Here is a 14,873-nt window from a genome sequence, read left to right on the forward strand (position 1 = left end):
CGCATGCTAGGCGGCCCGCTCACACCGCCGCGGCGAGCCGGGTGCCCTGGTCGATGGCGCGCTTGGCGTCGAGTTCGGCGGCGACGTCGGCGCCGCCGATCAGGTGCACGGTGTGTCCGGCGGCGCGCAGCTCGTCGTACAGATCGCGGCGCGGCTCCTGGCCGGCGCACAGCACGACGGTGTCCACTGCGAGGGTGCGCGCCTCGTCGTCGACGGTGATGTGCAGGCCCTCGTCGTCGATGCGGTCGTAGGCGACGCCCGCGACCATGGTGACGCCGCGGTGCCTGAGTTCGGTGCGGTGGATCCAGCCGGTGGTCCTGCCGAGGCCCGCGCCGACCTTGCCGGACTTGCGCTGCAGGAGGTGGACGGTGCGCGGCGCGCCGGGCCGCTCGGGACTGCGCAGGCCGCCCGGTGCCCGGTACTCGGTGTCCACACCCCAGTGACGGAAGTACGTCTCGGGGTCGAGGCTCGCCGAGTCGCCTGCGTCGGTGAGGTATTCGGCCACGTCGAAGCCGATGCCTCCGGCACCGATGACGGCGACGCGTTCACCGGCTTGCGCACGGCCGGTGAGCAGGTCGAGATAGCTGACGACGCTGGGGTGATCGACGCCGGGGATCTGCGGGATGCGCGGGGTGACGCCGGTGGCGACGACGATCTCGTCGTGGTCACCGGCGGCGAAGGTACCGGCCGTCACGGGGGTGCCCAGGCGGACGTCGACTCCGCGCAGCTCCAGCTGGTGGCGGAAGTAGCGCAGCGTCTCGCCGAACTCCTCCTTGCCGGGGATGCGTGCCGCGATGTTCAGCTGGCCGCCGGTCTCGGGGGCGGCCTCGAAGAGGGTGACGCGGTGTCCGCGCTCGGCCGCGGAGACGGCGAAGGCCAGCCCGGCGGGACCGGCGCCGACGACGGCGATGCGCTTGGCGCGCCGGGTGGGGGCGAGGACGAGTTCGGTCTCGTGGCAGGCCCGCGGATTGACCAGGCACGAGGTGATCCGGCCGCTGAAGGTGTGGTCCAGGCATGCCTGGTTGCAGCCGATGCAGGTGTTGATGGCCTCCGGCCGGCCGTCACGGGCCTTGGCGACGAACTCGGGGTCGGCGAGCATGGGGCGGGCCATCGACACCATGTCGGCGTAGCCCTCGGCGAGCAACTGCTCCGCCTTCTCCGGGGTGTTGATCCGGTTGGTGGTGACCAGGGGGACGGAGACGGCTCCCATCAGCTTCCTGGTGACCCAGGCGTACGCACCGCGTGGCACCGAGGTGGCGATGGTGGGGATACGTGCCTCGTGCCAGCCGATGCCGGTGTTGATGAGGGTCGCGCCGGCCGTCTCGATCTCCTTGGCCAGGGTGACGACCTCGTCGAGGCTGGAGCCGCCGGGCACCAGGTCGAGCATGGACAGGCGGTATATGAGGATGAAGTCGGGGCCGACGCGTTCGCGGACGCGGCGGACGACCTCGCGGGGGAAGCGGGTGCGGTTCTCGTAGGAGCCGCCCCAGCGGTCGGTACGGTGGTTGGTGGCCGAGGCGATGAACTCGTTGATGAGGTAGCCCTCGGAGCCCATGATCTCGACACCGTCGTATCCGGCCTGCCGGGCGAGGCACGCGGTGCGGACGAAGTCCTCGATGGTCTGCTCGACTTCGTCGTCGGTGAGGGCGTGGGGGACGTACGGGCTGATCGGTGCCTGCAGGGCGCTTGGGGCGACCAGGTCCTCGTGGTAGGCGTACCGCCCGAAGTGCAGGATCTGCAGCGCGATGCGGCCGCCTTCGCGGTGGACGGCGGTGGTGACCTGGGCGTGCTGCTCGGCTTCGGCCTCGGTGGTGAGCTTGGCACCGCCGGGGTAGGGGCGCCCGCGGTCGTTGGGGGCGATGCCGCCGGTGACGATGAGGCCGACGCCTCCCCTGGCACGGGCCGCGTAGAACGCTGCCATGCGTTCGAATCCGCGCTCGGCCTCTTCGAGCCCGACATGCATGGATCCCATCAGCACCCGGTTGGGCAACGTCGTGAAGCCCAGGTCCAGCGGGCTCAGCAGGTGCGGGTACGCGCTCATCGCGGCTCTCCTCCCGAGGGGTCGTCGCAGCGATTATGCAACAAGTTGCACAATCGCGCCCAGGGGGCTTGGCTCACTCGTCGAGCGCCGCGAAGGCCTCACGGACCAGTGCCACCACATCGGCCGAGGCGGCGTCTGCGGCGGCGCTCGCGGCGTCACGGGCCTGAACCACCCGCAGGGCGCGCAGCGCCGAGACCCCGGCGCGGGCCTGAACGGCTGCACGCAGCCGGGTGGCGCGCGCCGCAGGGTCGGCGCCCGCGGCGGCGAGCCGGTCGAGGACCGCCTCCGTGACGGCCTCTTCGAGATCGAACAGGATGAACCGGTCACCGCGGACGGTCGGCCCGAGCCGCACGGGCACTCCGGTGACGAGCATGGCCGGGGTGGAGCCGTACTCGTCGAGCAGCTCGATGACGGCGTTGCACAGGGCGGTGACGGGCGGTTCCTCCGCCGGCCGTTCGCGCACCGCCTGCTGCAGCACCGGGATGACGTCGCGGATCTGCTGCAGGATCAGGCTCTCCTTGGACGGGAAGTAGCGGAAGAAGGTCCGCTCTCCCACGCCCGCCTCCGCGGCGATGTCCCGCACGGTGGTGGCCTCGAAGCCACGCTCCTCGAACAGGCATGCGGCGGCCTGCTCCAGTGCACGGCGGGTCCGCTGTTTGTTCTGTTCGCGTCGCCCCATGGTCTCCACACTTGGATCATCGCAGCTTCGACTACGGCAAAACATGGCAGTAATGCCACTTCCTGCTATTGTGACAGTACTGCCATTTTGAAGCCGTCATCGACCACGGGAACAGCCATGGCCACCGCCTTGTACCGCCTCGGACGCCTCGCCTTCCGGCGCCGGCGACTCGTCCTCGCAGCCTGGCTGGCGGCCATTGCCGCCGTTGTCAGCTGCGTGTTCGCCTTCGGAGGCGCCGACAAGCTCGACGACGCCTTCACCATCCCCGGCTCCCAGTCGCAGCAGGCGCTGGACCGGATGCAGCACGACTTCCCGGCCGCCGCCGGCACCAGCGCGCAGATCGTCTTCACCGCTCCGGCCGGGCACAAGGTGACCGACCCGGTGGGGCAGGCAGCCATCCGCTCCGCGCTCGCCGAGGCCGCACACGCCCCGCAGGTTGCCAAGGTCATCGACCCCTTCACCGCCGGCACCGTCTCCCCCGACCGCACCACCGCCGTCGCCCAGGTCCAGTACCAGGTCAAGAACAACCAACTGGCCTCCGACGCCCTCGACAAGCTCACCTCGGCCGCCGACGGCGCCGAGCGGGCCGGCCTCGACGTCAAGGTCGGCGGCGCCGCATACGGCACCACCGGTGCCAAGCCGGGCGGCGAGGACGCGATCGGCGTCGCCGTGGCCGTGGTGGTCCTCGCCCTCACCTTCGGCTCGCTGCTGACCGCCGGCATGCCCCTGCTCAGCGCCGCCTTCGGGGTCGCCGTCGGGCTCGGCGGCATCCTCGCCCTGACGGGGGCGGCGACCATCTCCTCCACGGCGCTCACACTGGCGCTGATGATCGCGCTCGCTGTCGGCATCGACTACGCGCTGTTCATCGTCACCCGGCACCGCTCCCAACTCGCCCAGGGCATGGACCCGTTGGAGTCGGCCGCCCGCGCGGTCGGCACCGCGGGCAGCGCGGTGGCCTTCGCCGGCCTCACCGTGGTGATCGCCATGGCCGGGCTCTCAGTGGTCGGCATTCCGTTCCTGACCGTCATGGGGCTGTGCGCCGCAGCAGCGGTGCTCGCCGCCGTCGCGGTCGCCGTCACGCTGCTGCCCGCGGTCCTGGGCTTCGCCGGCCACCGGCTGACGCCCAGGACCGGGTCCCGTACCGCGCGCCGCGAGCGCGCCATCGCCGAGGCCGGCGACGACCGGCCGGCGAACATGGGCGAACGGTGGATACGCACCGCCACCCGGCGCCCGCTGCTGACCCTCCTCGTGGTCGTCGCCGCGCTCGGCGCGCTCGCCTGGCCCGCCCGCAGCCTCCAGCTCGCCCTGCCCGACAACTCCACGGCGCCCGCGGGCAGTTCGCAGCGCGTTGCCTACGACGAGATCACCAAGGCGTTCGGCCCGGGCTTCAACGGACCGCTGCTCGTCCTCGCCGACACCGGCCACAGCCCCGACCCGGCCGCCGCCACGGCGAAGATCGCCTCCGCCATCCGCACCATGCCCGGTGTGGCCGCCGTGGCCCCGGCCGCGGCCAACCCGGCGACGCACACCGCACTGATCCAGGTGATCCCGGCCAGCGCCCCGAGCGACCAGGCGACCAAGGACCTCGTCACCCACATCCGCGACCAGGCGGCTCCCCTCCAGCAGGGCACTGGCGCCACCATCGCCGTCACCGGCAACACCGCAGTGGGCATCGACGTCTCCGCCAAGCTCAGCGCGGCGATGCTCCCGTTCGCCGCCGTCGTGGTCGGCCTCTCCCTCGTGCTGCTGCTCCTGGTCTTCCGCTCACTGGTGGTGCCGTTCAAGGCCGCGGCCGGTTTTCTGCTCTCGGTCGCCGCGACGTTCGGCGCCGTCGTCGGGGTCTTCCAATGGGGCCACCTCGGCGGGCTCATCGGCGTGGACCGCACCGGCCCGGCCGCCAGCTTCCTGCCGATCATCGTGATGGCCGTACTGTTCGGTCTCGCCATGGACTACGAGGTCTTCCTCGTCTCCCGTATGCGCGAGTCCTACGTCCGCACCGGCCGCCCGCTCGACGCCGTGCGCACGGGGGCGCGCCACGCCGCCCGCGTGGTCACCGCCGCCGCAGTGATCATGTTCTCCGTCTTCGCCGCCTTCGTCAGCAGCGACAGCATGATCCTCAAGCAGATCGCGTTCTCGCTCGCCCTCGGCATCCTCATCGACGCCTTCGTGATCCGCATGACCTTCGTCCCCGCCGTCCTCGCCCTGGCCGGGCGCGGGGCCTGGTGGCTGCCGCGGTGGCTGGCCCGCCTGCTGCCGCAGCTCGACATCGAAGGCGAGCGCCTCCACCCTGCAGGTCCCGCCCCCGAGGAGTCACGGGCCTCCAGCGCTTCCCCTGTCACCGCCACGCGCTGAGGTGGGGACGAACTCCCGCAGCAGCCGCGTCAGCAGCTCCGGCCGGTCCTCCGGGATCAGGGTGTAGCTGTCGTCGACCTCGACCAGACGGACGTCGTCGAACAACTGCGCCAGTCGGCGGCCGTGGTGACGTGGCATCAGCTTGTCCTGCTTCGCCCAGACGACCAGGACCGGCCGTTCGAACGTGCACAGCCGGTCGGACCAGTCCAGCAGCGTCTGCCGGGGCGGCACGGACCGTACGTACCTGGCCAGGTCGCGGCGCACCAGGGGCGAGGTTGTCGCCGGACGGAACCACCCGTCCATCACCTCCTTGGGCACCGGGCGCTTGCTCATCCACCCCCAGCCGCCCGGTGCCCGGCGGAAGGCCTTGAACCGCAGCAGCTTCATGGTGGCGCTCAGCCCGCCGGGCGTCCGGGCGGCAAGCGCCACCATGCGGCCCGGCAGCCCGGGCGGGTAGTTGTCGAAGGCTTCGCATGAGGTGAGCACGAGCCGGGCGATCCGGTCCGCCCTGCCCTCCGGGATCAGCAGTTGCGCTCCGCCCCAGTCGTTGAGCACCAAGGTCACCTCGCGCAGGTCGAGCCGGTCGAGGAACTCGGCGACCAGCAGGGCGAGTCCGCGCAGGCTCAGATCGGCGTCGGGGCGCATGGGCCGGCGGTGGGCGCCGAGCGGAAGCGTGGGGAGCACACAGCGGTAGTCCGCGCGCAGACCAGGCACGACCTTGCGCCACACCGTGCTGTCGATGGTGAGTCCGTGCAGGAACACCACGACCGGCCCGTCCCCTCCCGTGTCCTCGTAGTCGACGGGCCCTGCGGTCAGCTCGATCCCCGGCATGTTCCCTCCACTCCCCCGGCGTCAGCTGACCCGCGCCCGCGAGGGCCCCTTGCGGTCGTGCAGCCAGCTGGTCAGAGCCTGCGCGATCTGGTCGGCGGGCGCCACGCCAGGGAGACGCAGCGGCTCCCGGGCCCGGATCAGCGCGTCGTGGATGCCGTTCGCCACACGCCACGTGCGCGCATCGTCCGTACGGTCCGAGCCGCCCGAACCGTCCGGGCCGCCCGTTTCGGCGAGGCCGACGGCACCCCGCATGATGTCGGTGTAAACGGACTGGACGCGCTTGTAGGCCAGGTAGTACGGGAGGTCCTCCGCCGCCCCGGCGACGGCGGGCGGCAGCGCCGCCGCGACCGCCTCGCGCCACAGCTCGGTCATCCGCTCCTCCTGATCGGGCGGATACCGCATCAGATGCAGATGGGTCGCCAGGTCGTAGACCGGGTCACCGATCCGGGCCAGCTCCCAGTCGATGGTCCACAGGTCGCCCGCGCGATCGACGATGAGGTTCTCGCGGTGCAGATCGCCGTGGAGGAGACGGTAGGGACGCGGCGTCAGTTCCGGCAGCTCCTTGGCGACGACGCGCAGCGCCTCGTCGGGTACTCCGACGGCTTTGAACAACGCCTCGAACTCGGTGCGATGCGGTTCGTAGACCTCTCCCGCCGTGTGGTCGACGAGACGGGCGAGGAACCCGCTGGAGTCGTCACTGTGCACCAGGCTCATGTGTTCTTCGTGGCCCGGAGCCCGCTCCTGCCGCAGTCCGCTGACATCGATGCGGGCGAGGCTCCCGAACAGCTCCGCCAACTGGCTGAGGTGGTGCTCCGCGATCGGCCGGTCCGGTCCGGTGAGCGTGCCGAGAGTTTCTCCCTCGATGAAGCTGTGCACGGACATCCGTCCGTCCACCGGCACCACTTCGGGGATGCGCGGCACTTTGCCCTGCAGGTCGGCGAGGAGTTCTTCGTCGGAGGAGAAGCACCGCAGGTCATACCAGAAGATCCCGGGCCTCGGCTCGCGCAGCTTCAGCCAGGAGAAGCGCCGCCCGAGCTCGGAGCCGGGGTCGAGCCGCACTGCGTAGGCCTCGTGGTGGTGGCCCTTCAAGGGGCCCTCCACTCGGTCCGCTCCCAGTCGGCAGGCGACTGCCGCAGTCGTCGTGGTCACCGGATTCCTCGACCGTGGTTCGTGTTGCGACGAGCGTAGTGCCCTGGCCCCCCTCCGACACGCGGTACAGGGGTGTGCAACACCGAATAGTTATGCAGTCAGGGCCGCTTGGTGGAGCGTCTCCAGGTCGAGGACGACATGGCGGGCACCCGCGGCATGCAGCTGCGCGGCCCGGTCCGTGTCGTTGCGCGCATACCCCAGGAAGGTGACGCCGGCGCGGAGTGCAGCCGTGTAGTCGTCAGGTGAGTCGCCGATCATCAGGCAGTCGGCTGCCCCGGCCCCCGTCGTCTCCAGCGCCTGTTCCAGACAGAAGGGATCGGGCTTCATCTGCGCCGGATCGGAGGTGCGGCCGTGGATGTGCCGGCCGAAGTACCCGTCGAGGCCCCGGGCCCGCAGATAACTGGACGCGGCGAGCGGGGAGTTGTTGGTGGTGACGGCGACTACGCGGCTGCGTGCAGCAAGCAGGCCGACGAGGGGGTCGGCGTACGGTGTCGGGACGGCGGAGCGGACGGCGAGCAGCTCCTGTCCGGTGAGCAGCTCCTCCAGCGCGGCGATGCGGTCGTGGTTGACGGACCCCCGTAACGCCGCCGCGGTGTCACGGAGCACCTGAATCGGATCGTCACACTCCGTCACCGCGTCGGGGAGAACAGGAAGGAGCCGCCACCGGTCGAGTCGCTCCTTGAGCATTTGTGCGGCTCTGGGCGCCGGCAGACCGGCGAAGAGCCTGGCCAGCGGACCGTCGAAGTCGAACAGGATGCACTTGGCGGAGCGGATCAGATCGCGGAGAACGCGTATGTCGCTGGGAACGGGCGGCGGCAAGGTCACTCGAAGAGTGTCAGTGGTTGGGCAAGGGTTGACCAGTAGGAGTCGAACCACTCCAAGGACTGCTTCACATAGTCCGCACCGTACTGGCCGTCGGTGTCGGAGTAGTGGAAGAGCGTGGCCTGCAGCCCGAGGACGTCGAAGATCTCCATCGTCTCGTCCCCGTAGGTCACCGCACGCTTGATGACGTTGTAGTAACCGGAGAGCGCTTCCTTGCCGTTGAGCACATAGAGCTTCTGCACGGGGGTGATCGGGACCGATCTGATCTCCACCGACACGTCGGGGACGAGGTCGAGGTCCGCGAGCTCGGCGAGCTTGTTCTGAAAGGTGAGCGCGTGGCTGTGCACCAGCTGCCGCAACCGCTGCAGCGGCCTTGCGTCCGCCGGGTCGCCGACCAGCTGCGGTAGTGCGATGCGGGCCGTGGGACTGGGCAGCAACAGCCGTACAGCGATCGACGCCGGCCCGATCTCACGGCTCCAGATGCGCGAGAGCGGCTTCTGCACCGCCGTGTTGAGCGTCTCACTGGTGATGCAGAAGGCGTCCAGGGCCACGTGCTCCGCTTCGAACGCCGCGTCGAGGCGGTCGGCGAGCTCCGAGCGCGCCACCTTGGGGCGAGACCGACCCGACCGGCCGGACCGGTCGAGCACATACGCGCCGCGACCCCGCTGGGAGTCGATGTAACCGCCCTCCCACAGCTCTTTCAGCGCCCGCTGAACGGTCGTCCTGGCCACGTCGAAATGCCTGCTCAGTGACGACTGCGTCGGGAGCTGGTCTCCGACGGCGTACTGCCCGGTGTCGATCGCGGCACGCAGCTCCTCGGCGATGCGGCGGTAGGGCGGCACCGGCGCATCGTGGACGGCCGAGTCATGCGGGCTCACAAGCAAACAGTACAACTGCCCGCTCAACTAGGGAAGTTGACCGACACCTGTTTGCGGATCTGCAGCGCCAGGGAACCACATGAATGAGACTAGTCAATCAACTCACCTAATACAACTGAGAGTTGACGGATTTGACTCAACGGGGGTTCCGCGTCACGCCCGCCCAATGACGTACGGACGAATCGCCGCCACCCGCCTTCAGCCAGGAATCGTGCACCGAAGGAGGGATCCACCATGACGGTTCTCAGCTTGTGGGCCTTCGTCGTCGAGCAGCTTGTCGAGTGGAGGTACGGCGCCGCGGGCGCGGTCGCCTTCGGGCTGTTCACCGTGGGCCGCAAGGCCGGCAACACGACGTTCACCTGCGTCGGCCTCGTGGCGATCGCGCTGCTGCTGGCCCAGTAGCCGCCGCCCGCTCGGGCGAACAAGCAGGGAGGCAGACAGGTAGCCTCGAACGATGCCTCCTCGCGCTCTCATCATCGGTGGCACCGGGCTGATCGGCCGCGCCACTGCCCGTCGCCTCCTCGCCGCCGGCTGGCACGTCGATCTCACCGGGCGCAACCCGGACCGTCTCCCGCACGACATCGCGGCCGCCGGAGGAACGTTCATCGCCGCGGACCGCCATGACCCCGCTCAGCTGCTCGCCGCCCTCGGCGAGGGTACCGACCTGCTCGTCGACTGCATCTGCTACACGGCCGCCGACGCACGGCTGCTGCTGCCCCTGACGCGCGCCGCGGCGTCGACGGTGATGATTTCGAGCAAGGCGGTCTATGCCGACGCGGCCGGCAACCACTCCAACTCCCCGGTCGCTCCGGTCTTCGACGGCCCGGTCCGCGAGGACCAGCCGACGGTGGCCCCCGGTGACGGGGATTACCGCACGCGCGAGGGGTACGGCGCCAACAAGGTCGCCGCCGAGCATGTGCTGCTCGACAGCGGCAGCCCGGTGACGGTGCTGCGGCCCTCGCGCATTCACGGGGCGGGTGCCGCGCGGCCGCGCGAGTGGTTCTTCGTCAAGCGGGTGCTCGACCGGCGTCCGGCCGTCCTGCTGGCGCACCGGGGCGCCGGTGTGGTCCACACGACAGCGGCCGCCAACATCGCGGCACTCATCGAACTCGCCGCGGCACGCCCCGGCCGGCGGATCCTGAACAGCGCCGATCCCGACGCGCCGAGCGCTCTGCAGATCTCGCGCACGATCGCCGGGCGGCTCGGCCATGTCTGGGACGAGGTGCTGCTCGACCGCGATCCCGAGGAGACGGTGGGCCACCACCCCTGGGACGCGCCGCACCCGTTCGTCCTCGACACCTGCGCGGCCGAAGCACTCGGATACACCCCGGCAGGCGATTACGCGGCCACCGTCGCGGACGAGGTGGAATGGCTCGTCTCCGGGGCCCGCGGCAGTGAAGGCGCCGAGTTCGTCGACGGTCTTGTCCGCGACGCATACTTCGCCCCGCTTTTCGACTACGAGGCCGAGGACCGCTACCTCGCGGAGGAGGAGAAGCGTTCGTGACCGGTCACCGCCCGGCCCGGTGGATGTACGCAGTGGTGGTGGTCAGCGGCCTGAAGCCGAGCCGCTGGAGGATCGGGCGGCTCTGGTCGGACGCGTCGACCTGCAGGTAGCGGTATCCGCAGTCGGCCGCGATACGGGCGCGGTGGGCCACGAGAGCGCGGTAGATGCCGCGTCCGCGCCAGCCGGTGACTGTGCCCCCGCCCCACAGGCCGGCGAAGCCGGTGCCCTGGTACAGCTCCATGCGTGCCGCGCTCACCGGTACCTCCCCGGCCATGGCCACGACGGCGACGACCGCATCAGGCCGCTCGGCCAGCTGGGCGCGCAGCCGGTGCCCGATGCGTGAGCGCCCCGCGCCGAACGCCTGCTCGTGGACCTCGGCCACGAGCTCGGCGCCGACCGCATCGGTCACCGGTCGCAGGCGGACGCCTTCGGGCAGGACGACGGCGGTGGGCACGTCCTCGATCCGGGCGGCCATCAGCGTCTCCTCGGGCTCGGGGGTGAAACCGGCCGCCCGCAGCCGTGCGGCGAGGTCACGGGGGCGGTCGTGCGCGTAGAGCTTCCACTCGAAGTCACGGCCGAGCGAGGTGAAGTAGCTCACCTGTGCGGCGATGGCCGCGTCCACGCCGTCCCGGTCGAGGTCCGACCAGACGACGCCGTTCCAGCCGCCGGCCGCGCCGACCTGCCGTACGACGCCAGCAGACCGCTCGATCCTGGCTCCGGGCCCGTCCGGCCGTGCGTTGTGCCGCATCTGCTGGTCGTAGGCCGCCAGCACAGCATCGCGATCCATCCGCTCACTCAAGCTGTGCGCGGATGCGCACGGCAACCGGTTTTCCCGGGCACGCCAAAGGGCGGCGGCGCCCCGGTGCGGGGTGCCGCCGCCCTTGCCGGCGCATGGCGGATGCGTCAGTAGGCGGAGTTCACCTTGTCGATCGAGCCGTACTTGTGGGCCGCGTAGTTGGCAGCAGCCGTGATGTTGGCGACCGGGTCGTAGATGTTGTTGGAGGTGCCGGCGACGTGGAAGCTCTTGAACGTCGGGTCGATCACCTGCAGCAGCCCCTTGGAGGGGATGCCCTTCTTCGCGTTGGAGTCCCAGTTGTTGATCGCCTGCGGGTTGCCATTCGACTCACGCATCAGGTTGCGCTTGATGCCGTCGTAGCTGCCCGGGATGCCCTTCTTATGCATGATTGCGAGCGACTGCTTGATCCAGGCGTCCACATTCCCGTGGGCGCGGGGAGCGGCGGATGCGCTCGGCGCGGCAACGGTGGCGGCCAGAACGGTCAGGCCGGCGGCGGCGATACCGCTCAGGGCGAACTTGCGGGCCTTGGCCATACGGCGGGTCGTGGGCGTGGTGGGGCGCTGCATACGAGAGTTACCTCTTTCGTCGGGGACCCCATAAGTGTTATCGGGATAAATAGGGCAAAACAAGGCGCAATTTCGTGACGGGGCTACGAGGTGCTTTCGTGTGCGGCCAGGACGATCAGGCGCTGGCCTTGCCTGCACGGGGAGGATCCCTCCTAGGCGGCTTCGTATGTGACGTGTGCCATATAGGCGAGGTCACACCGCGGACCGAGAAAGTGACCCACGCCATATTGCCTGGATCACACGCCCTGGACGCCGAACGTCGAATTCAGCGGGAAATAGCCATTGACACGGAGAAAAGGAAAGTCCGGCGCCTGAAGCATCACGCGGGCCCGAGGCCCTTTCCGTGCCAGACCTCCGCGTACCGGTTGTGGTTGCAGGCCGGGATCTCGTCGTATCCGCGAAGACGCCGGTGGGCGGCATGAGGTCGTCGCTCGGGGAGCCGGCCAGCCCCTGTTCGAGCTCGGCGGGCGAGGTCGGGCGGCCGAAGTGGAGCCGATAGTAGTGGAGCCGGTAGTAGCGGTCGCTGACGTCCGGGCGGTAGTCGCGGAGCAGCGCAACCGCTTCGGCGGAGCCGATGGCGGCCTGCTCCACGCTCCACATCGCCCCCGGGGGGATGGTCTCGGACCTGCGGAGGATTGTCCCGGGACAGCAGAAGACGCCGGGACCGGCCACCGCACTATGCGTGGCCGGTCCCGGCGTCGGTTGCCCAGGGGCGATCAGTACGCGGAGTCGACGTTGTCGATGGAGCCGTACTTATGGGCCGCGTAGTTGCATGCGGCGGCGATGTTCGCGACCGGGTCCTCGATGTTCGACGAGGTGCCGGGCACGTGGTAGGCGGTGAACGTGGGCTGGATCACCTGCAGCAGGCCCTTGGAGGGAATGCCCGCGGCGGCGTTGGAGTCCCAGTTGTTCTCGGCGGCCGGGTTGCCGGACGACTCACGCATGACGTTGCGGTAGATGCCGTTGTAGCTGCCGGGTATGCCGTGCTGCTTCATGACCGACAGCGCCTGGCTGATCCAGCTGTTCAGGTTCCCTGGGGCGCCCGCGGTGCTGGACGCCACCTTGGTGTGGACCGCGGCGGGGGCCGTGGCCGCCTGTGCGCTCGGCACGACCGCGCAGCTCAGCGCGAGGGCGGCGGTGGCGACGCCACCGGCGGCGAACAGGCGGTTGCGGACGGAGGCAGACAGACGCTTGGTGGCAGAAATGGGCATGGGGTGCAGACCTCTCCCGGATAGCTCGTGGCGTTGCTGGCCGGTCCCTACGGCACGAGGCGCTGCATTTCCGATCAGCGGCGCCGGGCAACGGAGAAATGTCTAACGGACCGGGAATTAGATCCGCAATCACCCCATTTACTACCTGGTCTAGTGCTGGTCGACCACAATAGTCCTCATCTGTCCCTTATGGTACCTTTGGCCAGGCAGAACGCCCCATTCATCCCCACTAGGGTGCTTCGTATGTGACGTCGGCCATATGCCTGAGGTCACATGGAACACCCCCCTGAAGGCCCGTTCCGCCGGCCTTTCACAACAGCACCCCTTGGCCCCTGAATTAAGTGATAAAAGTGAGCAAATCGGACATATAGATTCATAGTCGAATGGCCCAGGGCATGGAAAACGGGCACGGGCCGCCGCTCGGAGAGGTGCGTCGGCCCGTGCCCGCGCAGGGGGTGGCGGGTAAGGCTGCGGTCAGGACGGGCTGGGGCGCAGCGCCGGCGCTGCGCGCAGCGCCGCCGAGGTCGCGCCACCCGTTTCGGAGAGGGTCCGTCCGTTCGTCTCAGGCGCCCACATGATCGAGATGACACCGCCGAGGAGGGAGACGAGGCCCATCGCGGCCATCGACCACCCGAGCCCCAGGTGCTGCAGGCTGATCGGCAGCAGGAAGGTGCCGGCCGCGGCGCCGATCCGGCTGATGGAGGACGAAAGTCCCACCCCTGATGTCCGCACGCTGGTCGGGAAGACCTCTTCGGGGTAGATGCCGGTGAGGATCGACATCAGGCCGTAGGAGAAGAGGTAGCCGAAGAAGCAGACGGCCGCCGCCCACACGGGGAGTGCATGGCCGAGGCTGACCAGGAACAGCGCGACGGAGCAGCCGAACATCGGGCCGATCATCAGGTTGCGCCGTCCGACCCGGTCCACCAGGTACCAGCCGGTCGCGGCGCCGGCGAGCGCGACGCACGTACCGAGCAGGGCGCCCGCGAGTGCGTTGTCAAGGCCGATGGCGGTCAGGACGCGTGCCTGGAACATGGTGAGCGCGAAGTACGGCAGCACGATGCACAGCCAGGAGACGCCGGCGAAGATCGTGCGGCGGATGTACTGCTGGGAGAAGAGCACCCGGTAGCGAGTCTCCTCCGGCTGCTCCAGGCCGAAGTCCTCGGAGGCGAGGTCGGTGCTCATCGCCTCGCGCATCACGTCGCAGGCCTCGTCCCTGCGTCCCTTGGAGATCAGCCAGCGCGGGGACTCGGGCAGGCCGTGCCTGAGCAGGAGGCAGATCAGCGCGGGCACCAGGCTGCAGGCGAGCGTGATGTGCCAGGCGGACGGCCAGTGGCTGTTGATCACATAGCCGATGAGGAACGAGACGACATATCCGACGTTCCAGAGGATTTCCAGGATGCCGAGGTAGTTGCCGCGCTTGGAGCTGGGTGCGAACTCGGCGAGCAACGGGGAGCCGATGGAGTAGTCGGCGCCGACGGCAAGGCCCATGACGAGGCCGAGGACGAAGACCTGCCAGCTCGCGGTCACGAAGAACATGAGGACCGAGCAGCCGAGGAAGACGCTCAGGTCGATGGTGAACATCGGGCGGCGCCCGATCTTGTCGGTCACATAGCCCAGCAGCAGGCCACCGAAGAACGTGCCGATGAGCGTCGAAGAGGAGATCATCTCCTGCCAGAACGAGCTCATGTGGAGGTCGGACGTCATCGCCTTGCCCGCGAGCGCGGAGGCGACCGCCGCGAAGACGAACCCGTCGATGAACATGCCACCACCGGTGGCGGCGGTCAGTCTGCGCAGGAATCGCCGGGCTTTGGGGATGTCCCCGAACGATTGAGGCAACGCATTCGATGCCACCGTCATGGATCTGCCTTTCTCACGGTGCCAGTTTCTGCGTTCGACCACCTGGCGTCGGCGGGGGAACCCTGGGAAGCCTGCGCGTAAAGCAGGGATCTGCGCCTCGGGAACGTCACCGTGGGGGTTGGGGACTGGTTATTCATCGTTGCACGACCGCCGGCCGCAAGGCCGGGACCTGCGCATTGATCGAACA

General features: G+C 69.4%; 13 protein-coding genes. 3 read left to right on the top strand and 10 right to left on the bottom strand.

Annotated elements, in window-relative coordinates:
- Positions 1–19 precede the first annotated feature (19 nt).
- Entirely contained in the window at positions 20–2,041 is a 2,022-nt protein-coding gene (locus NGB36_RS05040) for an NADPH-dependent 2,4-dienoyl-CoA reductase (protein ID WP_255918825.1), read from the bottom strand.
- Between the two features lie 73 nt (positions 2,042–2,114).
- On the bottom strand, positions 2,115–2,720 hold the full coding sequence (locus NGB36_RS05045; protein WP_255918826.1) for a TetR family transcriptional regulator: 606 nt from the start codon (positions 2,718–2,720) through the stop codon (positions 2,115–2,117).
- 117 nt (positions 2,721–2,837) lie between these two features.
- On the opposite strand from NGB36_RS05045, the gene NGB36_RS05050 reads away from it, so the two are divergent.
- Positions 2,838–5,072 carry an MMPL family transporter gene (locus tag NGB36_RS05050; protein WP_255918827.1) on the top strand — a complete coding sequence of 745 codons (2,235 nt, stop codon included), beginning with the start codon at positions 2,838–2,840 and terminating at the stop codon, positions 5,070–5,072.
- On the opposite strand, the gene NGB36_RS05055 is transcribed toward NGB36_RS05050, so the two are convergent.
- The 4 genes from NGB36_RS05055 to NGB36_RS05070 form a co-directional block, all read right to left on the bottom strand.
- On the bottom strand, positions 5,031–5,903 hold the full coding sequence (locus tag NGB36_RS05055) for an alpha/beta fold hydrolase (RefSeq protein ID WP_255918828.1): 873 nt from the start codon (positions 5,901–5,903) through the stop codon (positions 5,031–5,033). The genes NGB36_RS05050 and NGB36_RS05055 overlap by 42 nt on opposite strands.
- 21 nt (positions 5,904–5,924) lie before the next feature.
- Positions 5,925–7,052: a phosphotransferase gene (locus NGB36_RS05060; protein WP_255918829.1), complete on the bottom strand. Its 1,128-nt coding sequence runs from the start codon at positions 7,050–7,052 to the stop codon at positions 5,925–5,927.
- A gap of 90 nt (positions 7,053–7,142) precedes the next feature.
- Complete coding sequence (locus tag NGB36_RS05065; protein WP_255918830.1) at positions 7,143–7,877, bottom strand: HAD family hydrolase; 735 nt, start codon at positions 7,875–7,877, stop codon at positions 7,143–7,145.
- Complete coding sequence (locus NGB36_RS05070) at positions 7,874–8,752, bottom strand: GntR family transcriptional regulator (protein WP_255918831.1); 879 nt, start codon at positions 8,750–8,752, stop codon at positions 7,874–7,876. The genes NGB36_RS05065 and NGB36_RS05070 overlap by 4 nt, the downstream gene beginning before the upstream one ends.
- 234 nt (positions 8,753–8,986) lie before the next feature.
- On the opposite strand from NGB36_RS05070, the gene NGB36_RS05075 reads away from it, so the two are divergent.
- Positions 8,987–9,154 carry a hypothetical protein gene (locus NGB36_RS05075; protein ID WP_255918832.1) on the top strand — a complete coding sequence of 56 codons (168 nt, stop codon included), beginning with the start codon at positions 8,987–8,989 and terminating at the stop codon, positions 9,152–9,154.
- 52 nt (positions 9,155–9,206) lie between these two features.
- Positions 9,207–10,256, top strand: a complete 1,050-nt coding sequence (locus NGB36_RS05080) for an NAD-dependent epimerase/dehydratase family protein (RefSeq protein WP_255918833.1) — start codon at positions 9,207–9,209, stop codon at positions 10,254–10,256.
- Between the two features lie 4 nt (positions 10,257–10,260).
- Here NGB36_RS05080 and NGB36_RS05085 read toward each other — a convergent pair whose 3' ends face one another.
- From NGB36_RS05085 to NGB36_RS05100, 4 genes are all read right to left on the bottom strand, one after another.
- Positions 10,261–11,043 (bottom strand): GNAT family N-acetyltransferase, encoded by a 783-nt coding sequence (locus tag NGB36_RS05085; protein ID WP_255918834.1) that lies wholly within the window; start codon positions 11,041–11,043, stop codon positions 10,261–10,263.
- Between the two features lie 116 nt (positions 11,044–11,159).
- A complete protein-coding gene (locus tag NGB36_RS05090) occupies positions 11,160–11,618 on the bottom strand; it encodes a transglycosylase SLT domain-containing protein (RefSeq protein WP_255918835.1) in 459 nt (152 codons plus the stop codon).
- A gap of 716 nt (positions 11,619–12,334) precedes the next feature.
- Positions 12,335–12,829 (bottom strand): transglycosylase SLT domain-containing protein, encoded by a 495-nt coding sequence (locus NGB36_RS05095; RefSeq protein WP_255918836.1) that lies wholly within the window; start codon positions 12,827–12,829, stop codon positions 12,335–12,337.
- Between the two features lie 474 nt (positions 12,830–13,303).
- Positions 13,304–14,686, bottom strand: coding sequence for an MFS transporter (locus tag NGB36_RS05100; RefSeq protein ID WP_255918837.1), 1,383 nt, complete (start codon positions 14,684–14,686; stop codon positions 13,304–13,306).
- Positions 14,687–14,873 lie beyond the last annotated feature (187 nt).

Source organism: Streptomyces humicola, assembly GCF_024436035.1.
Classification (GTDB): domain Bacteria; phylum Actinomycetota; class Actinomycetes; order Streptomycetales; family Streptomycetaceae; genus Streptantibioticus_B; species Streptantibioticus_B humicola.

Excerpts from the sequence above, each read along its gene's own strand:
- NGB36_RS05040 (WP_255918825.1), bottom strand. The coding sequence starts at position 2,041 with ATGAGCGCGTACCCGCACCTGCTGAGCCCGCTGGACCTGGGCTTCACG.
- NGB36_RS05045 (WP_255918826.1), bottom strand. The coding sequence starts at position 2,720 with ATGGGGCGACGCGAACAGAACAAACAGCGGACCCGCCGTGCACTGGAG.
- NGB36_RS05050 (WP_255918827.1), top strand. The coding sequence starts at position 2,838 with ATGGCCACCGCCTTGTACCGCCTCGGACGCCTCGCCTTCCGGCGCCGG.
- NGB36_RS05055 (WP_255918828.1), bottom strand. The coding sequence starts at position 5,903 with ATGCCGGGGATCGAGCTGACCGCAGGGCCCGTCGACTACGAGGACACG.
- NGB36_RS05075 (WP_255918832.1), top strand. The coding sequence starts at position 8,987 with ATGACGGTTCTCAGCTTGTGGGCCTTCGTCGTCGAGCAGCTTGTCGAG.
- NGB36_RS05080 (WP_255918833.1), top strand. The coding sequence starts at position 9,207 with ATGCCTCCTCGCGCTCTCATCATCGGTGGCACCGGGCTGATCGGCCGC.
- NGB36_RS05085 (WP_255918834.1), bottom strand. The coding sequence starts at position 11,043 with ATGGATCGCGATGCTGTGCTGGCGGCCTACGACCAGCAGATGCGGCAC.
- NGB36_RS05090 (WP_255918835.1), bottom strand. The coding sequence starts at position 11,618 with ATGCAGCGCCCCACCACGCCCACGACCCGCCGTATGGCCAAGGCCCGC.
- NGB36_RS05095 (WP_255918836.1), bottom strand. The coding sequence starts at position 12,829 with ATGCCCATTTCTGCCACCAAGCGTCTGTCTGCCTCCGTCCGCAACCGC.
- NGB36_RS05100 (WP_255918837.1), bottom strand. The coding sequence starts at position 14,686 with ATGACGGTGGCATCGAATGCGTTGCCTCAATCGTTCGGGGACATCCCC.